We start from the raw sequence: 16,714 nt of genomic DNA on the forward strand, positions 1-16,714 counted from the left end.
ATGATGGAAAACAGTCGATGACGGCGTCGATCGCGCTGGTCGATGACGACCGCAACATCCTGACATCGGTGTCAATCGCGCTTCAGGCCGAGGGTTTCCTGACGCGCGTCTATTCGGATGGCGAAACGGCGCTGAAGGCGCTGGTCGACAATCCCCCCGACCTCGCGATTTTCGACATCAAGATGCCGCGCATGGACGGCCTCGAACTGCTCCGCCGGATGCGCGAAAAAAATTCGGTGCCGGTGATTTTCCTCACCTCCAAGGATGACGAGCTCGACGAAGCGCTTGGTCTGGCGATGGGGGCGGACGATTATATCTCCAAGCCGTTCTCGCAGCGCCTGCTGATCGCGCGGATCCGGGCGATCCTGCGCCGCGCCGAACTGTCCCAGCCCACGCCGGAAGGCTCGGAAGCCGCGGGCGCCATCCCCGAAGTGCTCGATCGCGGCGCGCTGACGATGGACCCGGCGCGCCACCGCGTCTCCTGGAAAGGCGAGCCGGTGACGCTGACCGTGACCGAATTCCTGATCCTCGAAACGCTCGCCCAGCGCCCCGGCATCGTCAAGACGCGCAACCAGCTGATGGATGCCGCGTATCAGGACGATATCTATGTCGATGATCGCACCATCGACAGCCACATCAAGCGCGTCCGCCGCAAGTTCCGCGAGGTCGACCCGCAATTTGACGCGATCGAGACGCTTTATGGCGCAGGCTATCGTTTCTCCGAGGAGTGAGCCGCCGCCTGAGCGCGAAGATGGCGATCTCTCGCTGCGCTGGTCGGGTCGCGTTTCGCTCACGCGGCGCATTCTGGCGGTGAACATCTTCGCGCTCGCCATGCTGGCGGGCGGGTTCTTCTACCTCGACTCCTATCGCAGTCGAATCCTGGATTACCGGCTGGAGCGCGCGCGCCGCGAGGTTCGGCTGATTGCCACCGCGGTCGGGACCGTCGCGCCCGCCGAGCGCCCCGCGCTCATCGCTCGCCTGGCGCACGATACGGGTGCGCGCATCCGGCTCTATGATTCCGCCGATCGCCCGATTGCCGACAGCCGGATGATGGGCGTGCAGAATTTCGTGCTGGTCGACCCGACCAAACAACCCTGGACGCAGCGGGTCGCGCGGTTTCTCGACGCGATGATCGACACCGTCGTCGGGGCGCAACGCGCGCCGCTTTATCGCGAACGCGCGCCGGGGCGGCCATGGCCCGATGTCGGCCTGGCGCGCGCCGATTCGGAAGGCGCGGCGAGCGCGTGGCGCGCACCCGATCGCACGCCGGTGATCACGGCGGCGGCGGTGGTTGGCCCTGATATGGTCGCGATGACGACCTCGACGGCGCGGGACATTACCACCACGGTGCGTGCCGAGCGTTTCCGGCTGTCGCTCGTGCTGGCGCTGGTGACGTTGCTGTCAGTGCTGCTGTCGCTCTTCCTGGCGCGGACCATCGTCCGACCGCTCCGGCGGCTGGCACGCGCGGCGGTGCGCGTGCGCCGAGGGCGAGCGCGCGATGTCGTGGTGCCGACCCTGCCGACGCGCGGCGATGAGATCGGCATGCTCGCCCGCGCAGTATCGGACATGACGCTGGCACTGCGCGCGCGGATCGACGCGACCGAAGCGTTTGCGGCGGATGTGACGCATGAGCTCAAAAATCCCCTCGCCTCGCTGCGATCGGCGGTCGAGGGCCTCGGCACCGTCAGGCAGAAGCCGCTGCGCGACAAGCTGACCGCGATCATCCGCGATGACGTCCACCGCCTCGACCGGCTGATCACCGATATCTCGGAGGCGTCGCGTCTCGATGCCCAGCTCAGCCGCGCGCGGTTCGATCCCGTCGATATTGCCGCGATGGTGACGGCGCTTCTCGCCACGCGTCGCGAGCGCGGCATCGAGCGCGGCATCGATATCCGCCTCGACAAGCAGATCGTGCGCCCGGCGATGGTGATGGGCGATGGCGGCCGGCTTGAGCGCGTGTTCGAGAATCTGATCGACAACGCCATTTCCTTTTCGCCCGACAACGGCCTGATCACGATCGCACTCGGCGCAGACCAGGGCCAGCTTGTCACTCGTATCGAAGACGAAGGCCCTGGCGTGCCCGAAGAAGCGCGCGACGCGATCTTCCGCCGTTTCCAGTCGATCCGGCCCGAAAGCGAGGAATTCGGTAAGCATTCGGGCCTAGGGCTTGCCATCGCGCGCACCATCGTGGAGGCGCACCAGGGAATGATCGCGGTCGAATCGCGCGAGGATCGGCTGAGCGGTGCCCGCTTCGTGGTCCGCTTGCCGCTCGCCGGTGACCGCCAGGCGCGAGAAGGCTGATGGCGACACCCTTGTCTTCGGAAACGCTGCACGCGACGACCGTTGCGATCGAGGGCCGCGCGGTGCTGATCGAAGGCGGATCGGGTGCCGGCAAGTCCGACCTTGCGCTCCGCCTGCTCGATCGGGGCGCGGCGCTGGTGAGCGATGACTATACGCTGCTCCATCGCCGGGGAAATGCGCTGCTGGCGACCGCGCCGGCGACGATTGCCGGCAAGCTCGAAGTGCGCGGGCTTGGCATCATCGACTGGCCGCATGTCGAGGATGTGCCGGTGGCGCTGGTCGTGATGCTGACCGATGATGTCGAGCGCCTGCCCGCCGATCCGCCCAGCCGCCGCATCGCCGGCGTTTCGGTGCCGGCGGCCGAAATCGATCCGCGTGCTGCCTCCGCCGCGATCAAGGTCGAGCTTGCCCTGCGCCGTGTAAAGGGACCCGCATGACTCGCGATCCCCAAGACATTTTGCTCGTCACCGGCATGGCGGGTGCGGGCAAGTCGACGACGCTGCGCACGCTCGAAGATATGGGCTGGGAGATTGTCGACAATCTGCCGCTGCCCTTGCTCGACCGGCTGCTCGCGGCGGCGCATCCGGCAGCGGTGGGCGATGCGCAGCGACCCTTGGCGGTCGGCATCGGCGCGCAGACGCGCGATTTCGATCCCGATGCTGTCGTCCGCCGCGTCCGCCGGATGCGCGACGAGCAGGGCGATAATATCGGGCTGTTGTTCCTCGATTGCGCCGGCACCGAGCTCGAACGGCGCTTCTCCGAGACGCGCCGCCGGCATCCGCTCGCGCTCGATCGCCCGGTGAGCGACGGCATCGCCAAGGAGCGCGAGCTGCTCGCGCCGCTCCGGCAATGGGCCAATCGGCTGATCGATACGACCGACCTTTCCGCCCATGATCTCGCTCAAGTGCTTCGCGCGACCTTCGCTCGCGAGGGGCTCGGCGAGCCAACGCTGGCGATCAAATCCTTCGGCTTTGCGCGCGGCGTGCCGCGCGATGCCGATATCGTCCTCGACATGCGCTTCCTGCGCAACCCGCATTGGGACGAAGTGCTGCGCCCGCATACCGGGCTCGATGCCGATGTCGGCGCCTATATCGCGCAGGACCCGGCGTACGAGACGGCGATGGCGCAGATCGAATCGCTGCTGCTCACCCTGCTTCCCCGCTATCGCGCCGAGGGCAAATCTTATGTGACGATCGCGTTCGGCTGTACCGGCGGGAGACACCGATCGGTCCATGTCGCCGAGCGGATGGCGGCGCATCTGCGCGCGCAGGGCCTGTCGCCCAGCGTTACCCACCGCGATCTGGGTGCCGCGCAGCAGGATTCGCTTGAGGGCGCGCCGGCAAGCGGGCAGATGGCGAAGCCATGACACATCTGCTACGGCGCACCGAACGCGCCTCTGGGTTGAACGGACACCGATGATCGGACTGGTTTTGGTGACGCATGGCAAGCTCGCCGAGGAATTCGTGCGCGCCATGGAGCATGTCGTCGGCGCGCAAGACGCGATCGCGGCGATCTGCATCGGTCCTGACGACGATATGGAAATGCGCCGGGGCGAAATCGCCGCCGCGATCGCACAGGTCGAGCGTGGCCGCGGCGTGATCGTGCTGACCGATCTGTTCGGCGGCACGCCCTCCAACCTCGCGATATCGTTGATGGAAGCGGGCCGCGTCGAGGTGATCGCGGGCATCAACCTGCCGATGCTGATCCGGCTCGACGGCGCGCGCAAGGTGATGAAAGTCGGCGAGGCGGTCGCCGCCGCGCGCGATGCCGGCCGCAAATATATCAGCGTCGCGTCCGAGGTGCTGGGGGCCGCCGCCGCGTGACGCGCCTCGCTCGGACCGTCACCATCACCAACCGCCGGGGGCTGCACGCGCGGGCGAGCGCCAAGTTCGTCACGCTCGCCTCCTCGCTGCCGGTCGATGTCGCGGTGGTGAAGGATGGCGCGCCGGTCAATGGCCGCTCGATCATGGGGCTGATGATGCTCGGCGCGGCGATGGGCGACTGCATCACGATTTCGGCCGAGGGCGACGGCGCCGAGCAGGCCGTGGCAGCGCTCGCCGAGCTGGTAGAGGCCAAGTTCGGCGAGGATTGAGCTTGCCACGCGCAATCACCGCTTTTTCCAACCCGCTCGTCAAGCAGGTCCGCGATCTGCGCGACAAGCGCCACCGCCGTGAGCAGGGCCGCTTCCTCGCCGAGGGTCTGCGCATCCTGACCGAAGCGCGCGAGGCGGGGAGATTGCCCGAGATCGTCTTCTTTGGCCGGGAAAGCGCCGGGCATCCATTGGCCGAGGCGCTGGTCGCCGAGGTCGAAGCCGCCGGCGGCGAGGCGATCGAAACGACGGCGGACATTCTCGCCAAGCTGTCGGGCAAGGATAATCCGCAGACCGTGCTCGGCGTGTTCGCCGAATTTCCGACGGCGCTTGAGGCGCTGGACCGGTCGCGCAGCCCGATCTGGCTGGTGGCGGAGCGGCTGCGCGATCCCGGCAATCTCGGCACGATCCTACGCACCGGCGATGCGGTCGGCGCGGGCGGGCTGATCCTGATCGACGAGTGCGTCGACCCCTTTTCGGTCGAAGCGGTGCGCGCGAGCATGGGGGCGCTGTTCACCGTGCCGGTGGCGCAAGCGCGCTGGGCAGAGTTTCTGCCGTGGCTGCGCGCCGGGCCGGGGCAATTGGTGGGGCTGAGTCTCGACACGGCAACCGATTACCGGAGCGCGCGCTACGAAGCCCCGACGTTCCTGCTCACCGGCAACGAAGCGCAGGGCCTGCCCGCCGATTACGCCGCTGAATGCGACCTCCGCGTCAAAATCCCGATGCTCGGCAAGGCGGACAGCCTGAATGCCGCGGTCGCGACGGCGGTGATGGCGTATGAGGTGCTGGCGCAGCGGCGCATCGCATAGTGATTATTTCGGGCGATGCTGCGCGATATAGTGCAACTCTCCGAGCGACTTCGGTTCGTTAGGGATGACCTTCAGGCATTGCCGATAAGCGCGCTCAGCCTCGTCCCAGCGGCCCAACTCAACCAGCACGTAACCCTGCCCGCGCAGGGCGATACAGGTTCGACCCGGCTTGTCCTGCGGTTCGGCCAGCGCTGCGCTTTCTGTCGCCTGCACGTACGCCTCCAGACCGGCATCCCAGTTTTTGTTAAGCCGGTAGGTATTGCCGAGTTCTGCCCAATATTGAGAATGCTGCGGCGCCAGCTGCACGAGACGCTTGAAAATCAGCTGTGCGTCGTCGATCCGATTTAAATCGACCAGGGCAAAAGCCTTTACAAACAGTGCTTCGCACGCCGCTTTTGCATAAGCGATCGCGCCCTGCTTCGCGTTCGCCGCTTGTACCAAGTAGAACAGGGTTTCTGCTGGGGACATGCCGCAATAGACATGGCGTTGTTCACTCGCGATCAGTTGGTCATTGCTTTTAATGATCGGCTCGACCAAGTCGATTGCCTTTTGCGGGTTACCGGTCTTGATTTCAACATAGGCCTTGTCGAGCGTTTCCGCTGTAGCGGCTCCGGTCGGATCCGATGTTTGAGCGGCATGAGCGGGCGGTGACATCACCGCCACCAACACGGCTCCCATCGACACCGATGGTTGAAATTTCATCATTATTCCTCCGAACCGCTTTCCGGAATGCTCATCAAAGCCCGATCCTCGCCGTACCGCGCCAGCACTTCGACCGGGGGCACATCATCCAATTCGCGTGCGCCCGGCTCGATGTTCAATTCCTTGAACTTGCGCCCGGTCACCATCAGGCGGCCATTAAATGAGTTGGCGAACGAATTGAAATTATTGACCGCGCTGTTGAGGCCGTTGCCGACCTTGCGCAAATCGTCGGCCACCTTGGCGAGGCGATCATGCATTTCCTTGCCCAGCTCGCCGATTTGCCGGGCCTGCTTGGCGAGTTTTTCCTGCCGCCAGACGGATGCAATTGTTTTCGCAATCGCAACCAGATTGGTCGGCGTCGCCAGCAGCACACGCTTGTCGAAGGCGTAGTTCCACAAATCATGGTCATGTTCGAGCGCGGCGGAAAGGAAATGTTCGCCGGGCACGAACATGATGACGTAATCTGGTGCATCGGCGAATTGCGTCCAATAGGCCTTGGCGCCAAGGGTGTTGACGTGCGCGCGCATCGCGGCGGCATGCGCGGCCAGGCCCCGCGCCCGCTCCCCTTCGTCGACCGCGCCAAACGCGTCCTGATAGGCATTGAGCGACACTTTGGCGTCGACCACCAGATTGCGCCCGCCGGGCACGCGGATCACCGCATCGGGGCGCAAGCGGCCGCCCTCTTCATCGCCGACGCTGACTTCGGTCTCGAAATCGATATGTTCTGACAAGCCACTGGATTCGAGGACATTTCGCAATTGCTGCTCGCCCCAGCGGCCGCGCGATTTGGGCGCGTTTCGCAGCGAATTGACCAGTTTGGCAGCCTCCTGGCTCACCCGCTCCTGCCCGATCCGCATCTGCTCGATCTGGCCCTTCAGCTCGCCGAACGCATCGCGCCGCTCGGCCTCGACCTTGGCGACGGCTTCCTCATACCGGGTCAGCCGCTCGTTGACCGGGCTGAGCAAGGCCTTGAGGTTCTGCCCCGCGCTTTCCTCGGACTGACGGAAGCGCTCCTCGGCGCGCTGGAGGAATTGCTGTTGCGCGGCGTTCAGCGCCTGGGCGGAAAGCTCGGCGAATTTCGCGCCGAACTCATCCTTGGCGGCTTGCAAGTCCTTGAGCCGCGCTTCGAAATTGGCTTCGTTGGCGCGCAGCGTGGCGAGCTCGATCTGCGCGGTGCCGAGCTCGGCAATGGCGCGCTTGAACTCCGCCTCGCGCGCCGCCGCATCGGAGCGTGCCTGCGCGACACCCCGGCTCCCCAGAAACCAGCCCGTTGCCACGCCCGCCAGCAGCGCCACCACGACCGCGATCACCAACTCCGCCATACTGCCTCTCGCCAGAACATTCGGGGAACTTCTATCGACTGGCATTGCGTTGTGCCAGTCCCCGGCTAGGAATTCATGCCATGTTGACTGACATCGAGATTTCGCGCGCCGCGCGCCTTCACCCCATCGCCGACATCGCCGCCAAGGCTGGCTTGCCCGAGGCGGCGATCGAGCCCTATGGCCGCTACAAGGCCAAGGTGGACGTGGGCGCGCTGCCGGTGCCGCCCCGGCTCGGCAAGCTGATTCTGGTGACGGCGATCAACCCGACACCGGCGGGTGAAGGCAAATCGACGACGTCGGTAGGTCTCGCCGACGCGCTCAACCGGATCGGCAAGCGCACGATGCTGTGCCTGCGCGAGCCGTCGCTCGGCCCCTGCTTCGGCACCAAGGGCGGCGCGACCGGCGGCGGCTATGCGCAAGTGGTGCCGATGGAGGACATCAACCTCCATTTCACTGGCGATTTCCACGCGATCACCTCCGCGCACAATCTGCTCGCGGCGATGATCGACAACCATATTCATTGGGGCAATGCGCTCGATATCGATGTGCGGCGCGTGGTGTGGCGGCGCGTGCTCGACATGAACGACCGGGCGCTGCGCGACATCGCGCAGTCGCTCGGCGGGCCGGCCAACGGGTTTCCGCGCGAATCGGGGTTCGACATCACGGTTGCCAGCGAAGTGATGGCGATCTTGTGCCTCGCCGATGATCTCCACGATCTGGAGCGGCGGCTGGGCGATATCGTCGTTGCCTATACCCGCGACCGGCGGCCGATCACCGCGCGCGACTTGAAGGCCGATGGCGCCATGGCGGTGCTGCTGGCGGAAGCGATCAAGCCCAATCTGGTGCAGACGCTGGAGGGCAACCCGGCGTTCATCCATGGTGGTCCGTTCGCCAATATCGCGCATGGCTGCAACTCGGTGATCGCGACGCGCACCGCGCTGGGGCTGGCCGATTATGTGGTGACCGAAGCCGGGTTCGGTGCGGATTTGGGCGCTGAAAAGTTTTTCGACATCAAGTGCCGCCAGGCAGGGCTGACGCCGGATGCGGCGGTGATCGTGGCGACGGTGCGCGCGCTCAAGATGAACGGGGGCGTCGCCAAGGCCGATCTCGGCACCCCCGATGTGGACGCGGTGCGGCGTGGCAGCATCAACCTCGCGCGCCATATCGAGAATGTCCGCCAGTTCGGCGTGCCGGTGGTGGTGGCGATCAACCGCTTCCACAGCGATACTGACGAGGAACTCGCAGTGGTGCGCGAGATTGCGGCGGCGCAAGGCGCTGAGGCGGTGATCTGCACGCATTGGGCGGAGGGTAGCGCCGGGGCAGTCGAGCTTGCTGAGAAAGTCGCCGCGCTCGCCGATCAAGGATCGAGCCAGTTCGCGCCGCTCTATGCCGACGATCTGCCGCTGTTCGACAAGATCAACACCATCGCCACCCGCCTCTACCGCGCCGAGGAAGCCGTTGCCGATGCGAGCGTTCATTCCCAGCTGAAGCGGTGGGAGGACGCAGGCTACGCCCACCTCCCGGTCTGCATGGCGAAGACGCAGTACAGCTTCTCGACCGACCCCGCCAAGCTCGGCGCGCCGACCGGGCATGTCGTCTCGGTGCGTGAAGTGCGGCTCTCGGCAGGCGCGGGCTTTGTGGTGGCGATCTGCGGGGAGATCATGACGATGCCGGGCTTGCCACGGGTGCCGGCGGCGGAAAGCATCCGCTTTGGGCCGGATGGGGAGATTGTGGGGTTGTTTTAAGAGCCGTCGCCCCAGCGAAAGCTGGGGCCGCTCACGATTAAGGCCGGCGATGGCGGCGCGCGATGCCAGCTTTCGCTGGCATGACGACCAGGCTCAAGCCGCTGCTTTCCGCGCTTTCGCCAGCTTTTTCAGGATCATTTCGCGCTTTAGCCGCGACAGATGGTCGATGAAGACGATGCCCTGCAAATGATCCATCTCATGCTGGATGCAGGTCGCGAGCAGGCCCTCGAAAACCTCGTCATGCGCGGCGCTATCAGCATCGAGCCATTTGACCCGGCAGCGCGCCGGGCGTTCGACATCGGCGTACTGATCGGGGACTGACAGGCAGCCCTCGGTATAGAGCGAGTGGTCGTCCGACGGATCGAAGATTTCCGGGTTGATGAAGACGCGCGGGGCCTTGATCGGCTTGCCCTCGGCATCCTCTTCTTCCTGCAAATCCATGACGATCAGGCGCTTGGGCACGCCGATCTGCACGGCGGCCAGGCCAATGCCGCGTGCCGCGTACATGCTGTCGAACATGTCGTCGATCAGCGCGCGCACGCTGTCATCCACCACCTCGACTGGGGTCGAGATGGCGCGCAGGCGGGGATCGGGAACCTCGATGATCGGAACGACAGCCATAGCGTGTCAGCTATGAAGCAATAATCGCTTCGTCAAGCCACCGGGCGGCGCGCGCGCAGCGCCTGGGCGAGCGTGCCGTCATCGAGATAATCGAGTTCGCCACCGACCGGCAGGCCATGGGCGAGCTGGGTCACGCGGATCGGGAAGCGCTCGATCCGCTCGGCGATGTAATGCGCGGTGGTCTGGCCTTCGAGCGTGGCGTTGGTGGCGAGCACGACTTCGTCGATGCCGCCGGCCTCGATCCGGCGGATGAGCTGATCGATCGTCAGGTCCTCGGGCCGCACGCCGTCCAATGCCGACAAGCGCCCGCCTAGGACATGGAAACGCCCCGCGAACAGCCGCGAGCGATCGAGCGCCCACAGGTCGGCGACGTCCTCCACGACGCACAGGCTCTTGGGGTCGCGGCGCGGATCGGCGCAGATGCCGCACGGATCGGTGGTGTCGACATTGCCGCAGATCGAGCACGTGGTGAGCCGTTCGGACACCGCCTCCAGCGCTGCGCGCAACGGTTCGAGCGCGGTCTGGCGGCGTTTCAACAGATGGAGCACCGCGCGCCGCGCCGATCGCGGCCCGAGACCGGGCAATTTGGCGAGCGCTTGCGTCAGCGTTTCGATTTCGGGTGAGGCCATGGCGGTAGATAGGGGGTTGCGTGGGCGCGGCACAAGCGGCCAAAGCGAAGGCCATGCGCATCGTCTTCATGGGAACGCCCGATTTCGCGGTGCCGGTGCTGGAGGCGCTGGTGGCGGCGGGGCACGAGGTGGTGGCGGTGTATTGCCAGCCGGCGCGGCCGGCGGGGCGCGGCAAGGTGCTGCAGCCCTCCCCCGTGCAGCGCGCGGCGGAGGCGCTTGGGATCGAGGTGCGGACGCCGGTTTCGTTCCGTAAGGACGCGGCTGCGGTCGATGCCTTTGCCGCGCTCAAGCCCGATGTTGCCGTGGTGGCGGCCTACGGCCTCATCCTGCCGCAGGCGATCCTGGATATCCCGACGCATGGCTGCCTCAATGTCCACGCCTCGCTGCTGCCGCGCTGGCGCGGTGCCGCGCCAATCCAGCGCGCGATATTGGCGGGGGATGCAGAAACGGGCGTCTGCATCATGCAGATGGAGGCGGGGCTGGATACGGGGCCGGTGCGGCTGGCCGGCAAGCTCATGATCGATGGCAAGACAGCGGGGCAACTAACGCAGGAATTGAGCGATCTTGGCGCGCGACTGATGGTGGAGGTGCTCGGCGATATCGACGCTTACCCCGCTATTGCCCAGCCCGAGGACGGCATCACCTACGCAAGCAAGATCGACAAGGCGGAAAGCCGGATTGACTGGTCGACCGACGCCATGGCGATTGAGCGTCAGGTTCGCGCGTTCAACCCCGCCCCCGGCGCCTGGTTTGACGTTAATGACGAGCGGGTGAAGATATTGGCCGCCGAGGTTGTGACAGACAAAGCCCTCTCCCCTCTGGGGAGAGGGTTGGGTGAGGGGGCGATCGAGGTGGCAACGCTGGTGGCCTCCCTTCTCCCAAACCCTCTCCCCGAGGGCGAGAGGGCTTATGGCTTGGTGCTCGACGATGACCTCACCATCGCCTGCGGATCGGGCGCCCTCCGCCCAACCCTCCTCCAACGCGCCGGCCGTGGCGGCATGACAGCCGCCGAGCTGCTGCGCGGCTTCCCCATTCCGGCGGGCACGCGGCTTTCGTGACCCGTTTCGCGCTGACGATCGACTATGACGGCCGCCCGTTCATGGGTTGGCAACGCCAGGCGCATGGGCCGAGCGTGCAGCAGGCGATCGAGGAAGCGCTGGCGCGGATCGTTCATGAGGACACGCAAGTCTATGCCGCCGGGCGCACCGATGCCGGCGTGCATGCCACCGGCATGCGCGCGCATGTCGATATCGCGCGCGCCATCACGCCGTTTCGGCTGATGGAGGCGCTCAATGCGCTGCTCCGCCCTGCCCCTGTGGCGATCCTCGATTGCATGGTGGTGCCCGACGATTGGCACGCGCGCTTTTCGTGCCTGGCGCGGCATTACGAGTATCGCATCGTCAATCGCCGCGCGCCGCTGACCACCGAGCTTGGCCTGGCCTGGCGCGTGCCGACGCCGCTCGATCATGACGCCATGGCCGCCGGCGCCGAGCGTCTGCTGGGCCGGCATGACTTCACCACCTTCCGCTCGGCGCATTGCCAGGCGGACAGCCCGGTGCGGACGCTCGACCGACTGGAGGTGATGCGCGAGGGCGAGCGGATCAGTGTGTTTGCCTCGGCGCGGTCGTTTCTCCACCATCAAGTGCGATCGATGGTGGGGTGCCTGATGCTGATCGGTCAGGGCAAATGGTCGGCGGATGACGTCACGACGGCACTCGAAGCGCGCGACCGGGCGGCGCTGGGGCTCAACGCGCCACCCGACGGCCTCCATTTTCGCCGCGCCGATTATCCCTGAGTTGGGCGCGAGAGCCGCGCGGCAAGCTCGACATGCGTCGACCAGCGGAATTGGCCGACCGGCTGAATCCAGTCAATTGCGTAACTTTGCTCGCACATGATCTTCACATCGCGCGCGAAGCTGCTGGGATTGCACGAGACATATGCGATGGTCGCTACGTTACTGGCGGCTAGCTCGATCGCCTGCTCGCGCGCACCGGCGCGGGGTGGATCGAGCACGATCGCGTCGAACCGGTTGAGCTCGGCGCGCGACAGCGGTCGGCGATAGAGGTCGCGGTGATCGACGAAAACGTTGCGCGCGGCGCCGGCGAGTTTTGACGCCAATGCGGCATCGCGCGCTGCTTCCGCCGCATAAATCTTACGGCCCGGCTTCGCGAGCGCCAGCGCGAAGGTGCCGAGCCCGCTGAACAAGTCGGCAACCGTGGCGGCATCGCCGATTGTTTCGCTAACGGCAGCCGCTAGCGCGGCCTCTCCCGCCTCGGTGGGCTGGAGGAAGCTGCCATGGGGAAAGCCGACCGGCACGCCACCGAGCGTGATTGTTGCCGCCATGGGCTCCCAGCGCGTCTCGGGCCCCAGGCCGGTATCGATCGCGAGCCGTGCCAGGCGATGCTCCGCGGCGTATGCGGCGAGAGCCTCGGCGGCGGTCAGGCCATCGGCGGTCACACCGATCAGCAGCACATCGACGCCTTGATCGACCAACGTCAGCCGCACTTCCACGCGCCCACGCGGCGGCATGACGTCACGCAGCAGCGCGCGGAGCGGTGCGACAAGCGCCATCAGCGCGGGGTGTAGGATCGCGCAGTCGCGGATATCGACCAGCGCGTGGCTACCTGCCTCGCTGAAGCCGAGGATGATCTTGGCGCCCTTGCGCTCGGCATGGAGCGAAGCGCGGCGGCGGCTGCGCGGGGGCGAGAGCAGCGGCGGGCGAATGTCGGCGGTGAGGCCCTGCGCATCGAGCGCGCCGGCGATGCGGTCGCGCACGAAATCGGCATAGGCGGTATCGTCGAGATGCTGGAGCTGGCAACCGCCGCAGCGCGGGAAATGCGGGCATTGCGGGGCTTGGCGGTGCGGGCCGGGGTGGACGATACCGGCATCGTCGACGACGTCCCCCGGCGCGGCCAACGCAATATGGCGGCCGCTTGCCGTCACGCCGTCACCGCGTGCGGCGACTCGGATGATCGTCTCGCTCACAAGCTTGCGCGGGCTGCTGACAGGGCGATCGCGAGGTCGTCGGCCAGATAGGGCCCGGTGAGCCGCCGCGCCGCTGCCCCGTGCAGCCACACCCCCGCCGCTGCCGGCTCGGCGATGCGCGCGGCAAGCATCGCGCCGATCGCGCCGGCAAGCACGTCGCCGGTGCCCGCCGCTGAGAGCCACGGGTCGCCGGCCAGCGCAAGGCGCGCGGTGCCATCGGGCGCGGCGATAACGGTATCGGCGCCTTTGAACACGACGGTAGCGCCCGCGCGGCGCGCGGCGGCGCGCGTTACCTCTAGCTTGCTGCCCTCCCAGGCGCCGAACAGCGCGCTGAACTCGCCGGCGTGGGGCGTCAGGATGACGGGTGCCAATCGGCGTGAGAACGCCTCAAAATGCCAGTCAGTGAGCAAATGGAGCGCGTCGCCATCGATCACGAGGGGCGCCGTTGAGGCGATGGCGATCTTCAGCTGCCGTACCGCTTCGGCATCGCGGCCCAGTCCCGGGCCGATAACGAGCGCGCTGGTTGGCCGGTCGCCGATAAGGGCGGCGAGATCATCGCTCCACGGCTTGCGGACGATAGCGTGGGGCAATGGGGCGCTTCCCTCGCCGATCAGGAGAGCATAGCCGGCGCCGGTATGGAGAGCGGCGGTGATCGCCAGCGCCGCCGCGCCGGGCATCGCGCCTTCGACCACCGCGACCAGCCCGCGCGTGTATTTGTGATCGGCGGGTCCGGGGTGGGGCAAGATCGGGCGGGCGATGACGCGATCGGCGGCATCCGTCACCGCCTCGCCCAGCCCGATATCGATAACGCGCACTGCGCCGCATCGATCGGCGCCCGGTTGGAGGAGATGCACAGGTTTCAGCGCGCCGAGCGCCAGCGTGATGTCGAAAGGCGGGGTCGCGCCGCCGGGATCGGCGCCGTCGTCGGTCCCCAGGCCGCTGGGCAGATCGACCGCGATCGACAGCCAGGCGCTCTCGACAAGCGTCTTCAGGCGGGTCGCCAATTCGGGCGACAGCGCGCGCGACAGGCCTGTGCCGAACAGCGCATCGACGATTACGGGCGCGGGGGCTGCCGCCATGACGTCATCCACGGCGCCTCCCCAGCCATCCCGGGCGCGGCTTGCGGCGTCAGTCGCGGGCGGGGCGCTAGCGGCGACGCGCACAAGATGCCCAGCGGCGCGCAGTCGGGTCGCCGTGACATAGCCGTCGCCGCCATTATTGCCGGGGCCGCACAGGATCAGCACTTCGCGGCTGCCGGCCAGCCGCGCCACCCATTCGGCGACACCCGCGCCGGCGCGCGCCATCAATTCGTCGACGCTGGTGTCGCGAGCGATCGCCCGATCCTCCGCCGCGCGCATTGCCGCGGCCGAGAGCACCGGCAGGCCATCGAGCGCTGTCATCGCGCGCCGCTGGCCCCGCCCACCGTCGCCGGCAAGCGATAGCGATCGCCGCCGATCGCGACTTCGATCTCGTGCGCGCCGGTTACCGTGACCTTGGCCGGTTGCGCGCCGTCCGCCGCGATCACGCCGCGCCCATCGCGCGCGATCTTCAGGCGCCGAAACCCGCCATCGGGGTGGTGGATCGTCAGGATGACGCCATCCTGTGTGGGGGTGCGGTCGATCGTGCAATCGGGCGCCAGCGCGCCCTCGCCCCGCGCGCAGGGGATTCCGCCGCTTTCGGGCGCGCGAGCGTGAGTGATCTTCGCCCCGGATTGTTGCTCACCGGCGCGATCGCCCTGCCCGCAGCTCGCCAGCGCCAGGCCCAGCCCGAACAACCCGGCGCTAGATATCCGCGTAGACATGCGTTTCGGTGGCCGCCCCCGGATGCGTCACCGCGCCTTTATAAGCGGGGCCGACAGTGCGCGCATAGCGCCACAGCGCGCCCGACTGGTAATCGTTGGTGCGCGGCTGCCAGCGAGCGCGGCGCTCGGCGAGCACGGCATCGGGCACGTCGAGGTCGATCGTGCCCGCTTCGGCATCGATGCGGATGATGTCGCCATCCTCGACCAGCGCGATCGGGCCGCCGTCTGCCGCTTCCGGCCCCACATGGCCGATGCAGAAGCCGCGCGTCGCGCCGGAGAAGCGGCCATCAGTGATCAGCGCGACCTTCTCGCCCATGCCGAGGCCATAAAGCGCTGCCGTGGTCGACAGCATCTCGCGCATGCCGGGGCCGCCCTTGGGCCCTTCATAGCGGGTGATGATGACGCACCCTTCGGCAATGTCGCGGCTTTCAACCGCGGCGAAGGCGTCTTCCTCGCAATCGAACACGCGCGCCGGGCCTTCGAACTGGAGGCGATGCATGCCGGCGACTTTGACGATCGCGCCTTCGGGAGCCAGCGACCCCTTCAGCCCGACGACGCCGCCGGTCGGGCTGATCGGTGCCTTGACGTCGTAAATGACTTTCTGATCGGGGTTCCAGGTGACCTGATCGATATTCTCACCGAGCGTTTTCCCCGTGACGGTCAGGCAATTGCCGTCGAGGAAGCCGCCCGCCAGCATCGTCTTCATCAGCATGTAGACGCCGCCGGCCTCGTACATATCCTTGGCGACGTACTTCCCACCGGGTTTCAAGTCGGCGATGTAAGGCGTTGACTTGAAAGCTTCAGCAACGTCGAACAGGTCGAACTCGATCCCCGCCTCGCTTGCCATCGCCGGCAGATGCAGCGCGGCGTTGGTCGAGCCCCCCGTCGCCGCCACTACGCGCGCGGCATTGATGAACGCTTCGCGCGTGCAGATGTCGCGCGGGCGGATGCTCGCTTCGAGCAGCGCCATCACCTGCTCACCCGCCGCGACGGCGATCTGCTCGCGGCTCTGGTAAGGTGCTGGGACCATGTTGGAATTGGGCAGCGACAGGCCGATCGCCTCGCCCACGCACGCCATGGTGTTGGCGGTGAACTGGCCGCCGCACGCGCCATGGCCGGGGCATGCGACTTTCTCGAGTGCGATCAGCTCGTGGAGCGGGCAATTGCCCGCCGCATGCTGGCCGACCGCTTCGAACACGTCGACCACGGTCACGTCCTTGTCGTGGAAGCGGCCGGGCAGGATCGACCCGCCATAGACGAAGATGCTGGGGATATTGAGCCGCAGCATCGCCATCATCATGCCCGGCAACGACTTGTCGCAGCCGGCAAAGCCGACGAGCGCGTCATAGCAATGGCCGCGCACGCTGAGTTCAACCGAATCGGCGATCACTTCGCGGCTGACGAGTGAGGATTTCATCCCCTGATGGCCCATCGCGATGCCGTCGGTAACGGTGATGGTGTTGAACCGGCGCGGCATGCCGCCGCCTGTAATGACGCCTGCCCGCGCCGCATCCGCCTGCAGGTCGAGCGTGGTGTTGCACGGCGCCGAATCGTTCCCCGCGCTCGCCAGCGCGACGAACGGCTTGGCGATGTCGTCTTCGCCCAGCCCCATCGCATAATAATAGCTGCGGTGCGGAGCGCGTTCGGGGCCGACCGAGACGTGGCGGCTCGGCAGGCGCGATTTGTCGAAAGTGCGGGTCATGACGGCAA

General features: G+C 66.8%; 18 protein-coding genes. 10 read left to right on the top strand and 8 right to left on the bottom strand.

What is annotated here, in order from left to right:
- The first annotated feature begins 17 nt into the window (after positions 1 to 17).
- The 7 genes from ACLB0R_RS15335 to ACLB0R_RS15365 are packed head-to-tail and all read left to right on the top strand — an operon-like array spanning position 18 to position 5,199.
- Positions 18 to 731 (top strand): response regulator transcription factor, encoded by a 714-nt coding sequence (locus tag ACLB0R_RS15335; RefSeq protein WP_416644217.1) that lies wholly within the window; start codon positions 18 to 20, stop codon positions 729 to 731.
- Positions 700 to 2,301: a sensor histidine kinase gene (locus ACLB0R_RS15340; RefSeq protein ID WP_416644218.1), complete on the top strand. Its 1,602-nt coding sequence runs from the start codon at positions 700 to 702 to the stop codon at positions 2,299 to 2,301. Before ACLB0R_RS15335 ends, ACLB0R_RS15340 begins: the two co-directional genes overlap by 32 nt.
- Positions 2,301 to 2,738, top strand: a complete 438-nt coding sequence (locus tag ACLB0R_RS15345; protein ID WP_416644219.1) for an HPr kinase/phosphorylase — start codon at positions 2,301 to 2,303, stop codon at positions 2,736 to 2,738. Before ACLB0R_RS15340 ends, ACLB0R_RS15345 begins: the two co-directional genes overlap by 1 nt.
- Positions 2,735 to 3,667 carry an RNase adapter RapZ gene (rapZ, locus tag ACLB0R_RS15350; RefSeq protein WP_416644220.1) on the top strand — a complete coding sequence of 311 codons (933 nt, stop codon included), beginning with the start codon at positions 2,735 to 2,737 and terminating at the stop codon, positions 3,665 to 3,667. The genes ACLB0R_RS15345 and rapZ overlap by 4 nt, the downstream gene beginning before the upstream one ends.
- Positions 3,668 to 3,716: 49 nt before the next feature.
- Positions 3,717 to 4,124, top strand: a complete 408-nt coding sequence (locus ACLB0R_RS15355) for a PTS sugar transporter subunit IIA (RefSeq protein WP_416644221.1) — start codon at positions 3,717 to 3,719, stop codon at positions 4,122 to 4,124.
- On the top strand, positions 4,121 to 4,393 hold the full coding sequence (locus ACLB0R_RS15360; protein WP_416644222.1) for an HPr family phosphocarrier protein: 273 nt from the start codon (positions 4,121 to 4,123) through the stop codon (positions 4,391 to 4,393). Before ACLB0R_RS15355 ends, ACLB0R_RS15360 begins: the two co-directional genes overlap by 4 nt.
- Before the next feature lie 2 nt (positions 4,394 to 4,395).
- Positions 4,396 to 5,199: a TrmH family RNA methyltransferase gene (locus ACLB0R_RS15365; protein ID WP_416644223.1), complete on the top strand. Its 804-nt coding sequence runs from the start codon at positions 4,396 to 4,398 to the stop codon at positions 5,197 to 5,199.
- Positions 5,200 to 5,202: 3 nt separating this feature from the next.
- Here ACLB0R_RS15365 and ACLB0R_RS15370 read toward each other — a convergent pair whose 3' ends face one another.
- Both ACLB0R_RS15370 and rmuC read right to left on the bottom strand, forming a co-directional pair.
- Positions 5,203 to 5,901, bottom strand: coding sequence for a tetratricopeptide repeat protein (locus ACLB0R_RS15370; RefSeq protein WP_416644224.1), 699 nt, complete (start codon positions 5,899 to 5,901; stop codon positions 5,203 to 5,205).
- A gap of 2 nt (positions 5,902 to 5,903) precedes the next feature.
- Positions 5,904 to 7,223 (bottom strand): DNA recombination protein RmuC, encoded by a 1,320-nt coding sequence (gene rmuC, locus ACLB0R_RS15375; RefSeq protein ID WP_416644225.1) that lies wholly within the window; start codon positions 7,221 to 7,223, stop codon positions 5,904 to 5,906.
- A gap of 80 nt (positions 7,224 to 7,303) precedes the next feature.
- Between rmuC and ACLB0R_RS15380 the strand changes: the two genes are divergently transcribed.
- Positions 7,304 to 8,968: a formate--tetrahydrofolate ligase gene (locus ACLB0R_RS15380; protein WP_416644226.1), complete on the top strand. Its 1,665-nt coding sequence runs from the start codon at positions 7,304 to 7,306 to the stop codon at positions 8,966 to 8,968.
- Between the two features lie 93 nt (positions 8,969 to 9,061).
- On the opposite strand, the gene def is transcribed toward ACLB0R_RS15380, so the two are convergent.
- Both def and recR read right to left on the bottom strand, forming a co-directional pair.
- Positions 9,062 to 9,589, bottom strand: coding sequence for a peptide deformylase (gene def / locus ACLB0R_RS15385; protein WP_416644227.1), 528 nt, complete (start codon positions 9,587 to 9,589; stop codon positions 9,062 to 9,064).
- A 32-nt stretch (positions 9,590 to 9,621) separates the two neighbouring features.
- A complete protein-coding gene (gene recR / locus ACLB0R_RS15390; protein WP_416644228.1) occupies positions 9,622 to 10,218 on the bottom strand; it encodes a recombination mediator RecR in 597 nt (198 codons plus the stop codon).
- 53 nt (positions 10,219 to 10,271) lie between these two features.
- Here recR and fmt point away from each other — a divergent pair, with 53 nt between their 5' ends.
- Both fmt and truA read left to right on the top strand, forming a co-directional pair.
- On the top strand, positions 10,272 to 11,276 hold the full coding sequence (gene fmt / locus ACLB0R_RS15395; RefSeq protein WP_416644229.1) for a methionyl-tRNA formyltransferase: 1,005 nt from the start codon (positions 10,272 to 10,274) through the stop codon (positions 11,274 to 11,276).
- Positions 11,273 to 12,013, top strand: coding sequence for a tRNA pseudouridine(38-40) synthase TruA (gene truA / locus ACLB0R_RS15400; RefSeq protein ID WP_416644230.1), 741 nt, complete (start codon positions 11,273 to 11,275; stop codon positions 12,011 to 12,013). The genes fmt and truA overlap by 4 nt, the downstream gene beginning before the upstream one ends.
- Here the strand turns inward: truA and ACLB0R_RS15405 are convergent.
- From ACLB0R_RS15405 to ilvD, 4 genes are read right to left on the bottom strand one after another with little or no spacing between them, the layout of a single operon-like run.
- Positions 12,004 to 13,203 carry a class I SAM-dependent RNA methyltransferase gene (locus ACLB0R_RS15405; RefSeq protein ID WP_416644231.1) on the bottom strand — a complete coding sequence of 400 codons (1,200 nt, stop codon included), beginning with the start codon at positions 13,201 to 13,203 and terminating at the stop codon, positions 12,004 to 12,006. The two genes, truA and ACLB0R_RS15405, sit on opposite strands and share 10 nt — an antisense overlap.
- On the bottom strand, positions 13,200 to 14,603 hold the full coding sequence (locus ACLB0R_RS15410) for an NAD(P)H-hydrate dehydratase (protein WP_416644232.1): 1,404 nt from the start codon (positions 14,601 to 14,603) through the stop codon (positions 13,200 to 13,202). The genes ACLB0R_RS15405 and ACLB0R_RS15410 overlap by 4 nt, the downstream gene beginning before the upstream one ends.
- Positions 14,600 to 15,004 carry a hypothetical protein gene (locus ACLB0R_RS15415; RefSeq protein ID WP_416644233.1) on the bottom strand — a complete coding sequence of 135 codons (405 nt, stop codon included), beginning with the start codon at positions 15,002 to 15,004 and terminating at the stop codon, positions 14,600 to 14,602. The genes ACLB0R_RS15410 and ACLB0R_RS15415 overlap by 4 nt, the downstream gene beginning before the upstream one ends.
- Positions 14,985 to 16,706 carry a dihydroxy-acid dehydratase gene (gene ilvD, locus ACLB0R_RS15420; protein WP_416644234.1) on the bottom strand — a complete coding sequence of 574 codons (1,722 nt, stop codon included), beginning with the start codon at positions 16,704 to 16,706 and terminating at the stop codon, positions 14,985 to 14,987. Before ilvD ends, ACLB0R_RS15415 begins: the two co-directional genes overlap by 20 nt.
- Positions 16,707 to 16,714: the final 8 nt, after the last annotated feature.

The organism is Sphingomonas sp. GlSt437 (genome assembly GCF_048015635.2).
Taxonomy (GTDB): Bacteria; Pseudomonadota; Alphaproteobacteria; order Sphingomonadales; family Sphingomonadaceae; genus Sphingomonas.

Bases quoted from the DNA above. Each gene is read 5' to 3' on its own strand.
- ACLB0R_RS15355 (WP_416644221.1), top strand. From the start codon at position 3,717: ATGATCGGACTGGTTTTGGTGACGCATGGCAAGCTCGCCGAGGAATTC.
- ACLB0R_RS15340 (WP_416644218.1), top strand. From the start codon at position 700: ATGGCGCAGGCTATCGTTTCTCCGAGGAGTGAGCCGCCGCCTGAGCGC.
- ilvD (WP_416644234.1), bottom strand. From the start codon at position 16,706: ATGACCCGCACTTTCGACAAATCGCGCCTGCCGAGCCGCCACGTCTCG.
- fmt (WP_416644229.1), top strand. From the start codon at position 10,272: ATGCGCATCGTCTTCATGGGAACGCCCGATTTCGCGGTGCCGGTGCTG.
- ACLB0R_RS15415 (WP_416644233.1), bottom strand. From the start codon at position 15,004: ATGTCTACGCGGATATCTAGCGCCGGGTTGTTCGGGCTGGGCCTGGCG.
- recR (WP_416644228.1), bottom strand. From the start codon at position 10,218: ATGGCCTCACCCGAAATCGAAACGCTGACGCAAGCGCTCGCCAAATTG.
- rmuC (WP_416644225.1), bottom strand. From the start codon at position 7,223: ATGGCGGAGTTGGTGATCGCGGTCGTGGTGGCGCTGCTGGCGGGCGTG.
- ACLB0R_RS15345 (WP_416644219.1), top strand. From the start codon at position 2,301: ATGGCGACACCCTTGTCTTCGGAAACGCTGCACGCGACGACCGTTGCG.
- rapZ (WP_416644220.1), top strand. From the start codon at position 2,735: ATGACTCGCGATCCCCAAGACATTTTGCTCGTCACCGGCATGGCGGGT.
- ACLB0R_RS15335 (WP_416644217.1), top strand. From the start codon at position 18: ATGACGGCGTCGATCGCGCTGGTCGATGACGACCGCAACATCCTGACA.
- ACLB0R_RS15370 (WP_416644224.1), bottom strand. From the start codon at position 5,901: ATGAAATTTCAACCATCGGTGTCGATGGGAGCCGTGTTGGTGGCGGTG.
- ACLB0R_RS15410 (WP_416644232.1), bottom strand. From the start codon at position 14,603: ATGACAGCGCTCGATGGCCTGCCGGTGCTCTCGGCCGCGGCAATGCGC.
- def (WP_416644227.1), bottom strand. From the start codon at position 9,589: ATGGCTGTCGTTCCGATCATCGAGGTTCCCGATCCCCGCCTGCGCGCC.
- ACLB0R_RS15380 (WP_416644226.1), top strand. From the start codon at position 7,304: ATGTTGACTGACATCGAGATTTCGCGCGCCGCGCGCCTTCACCCCATC.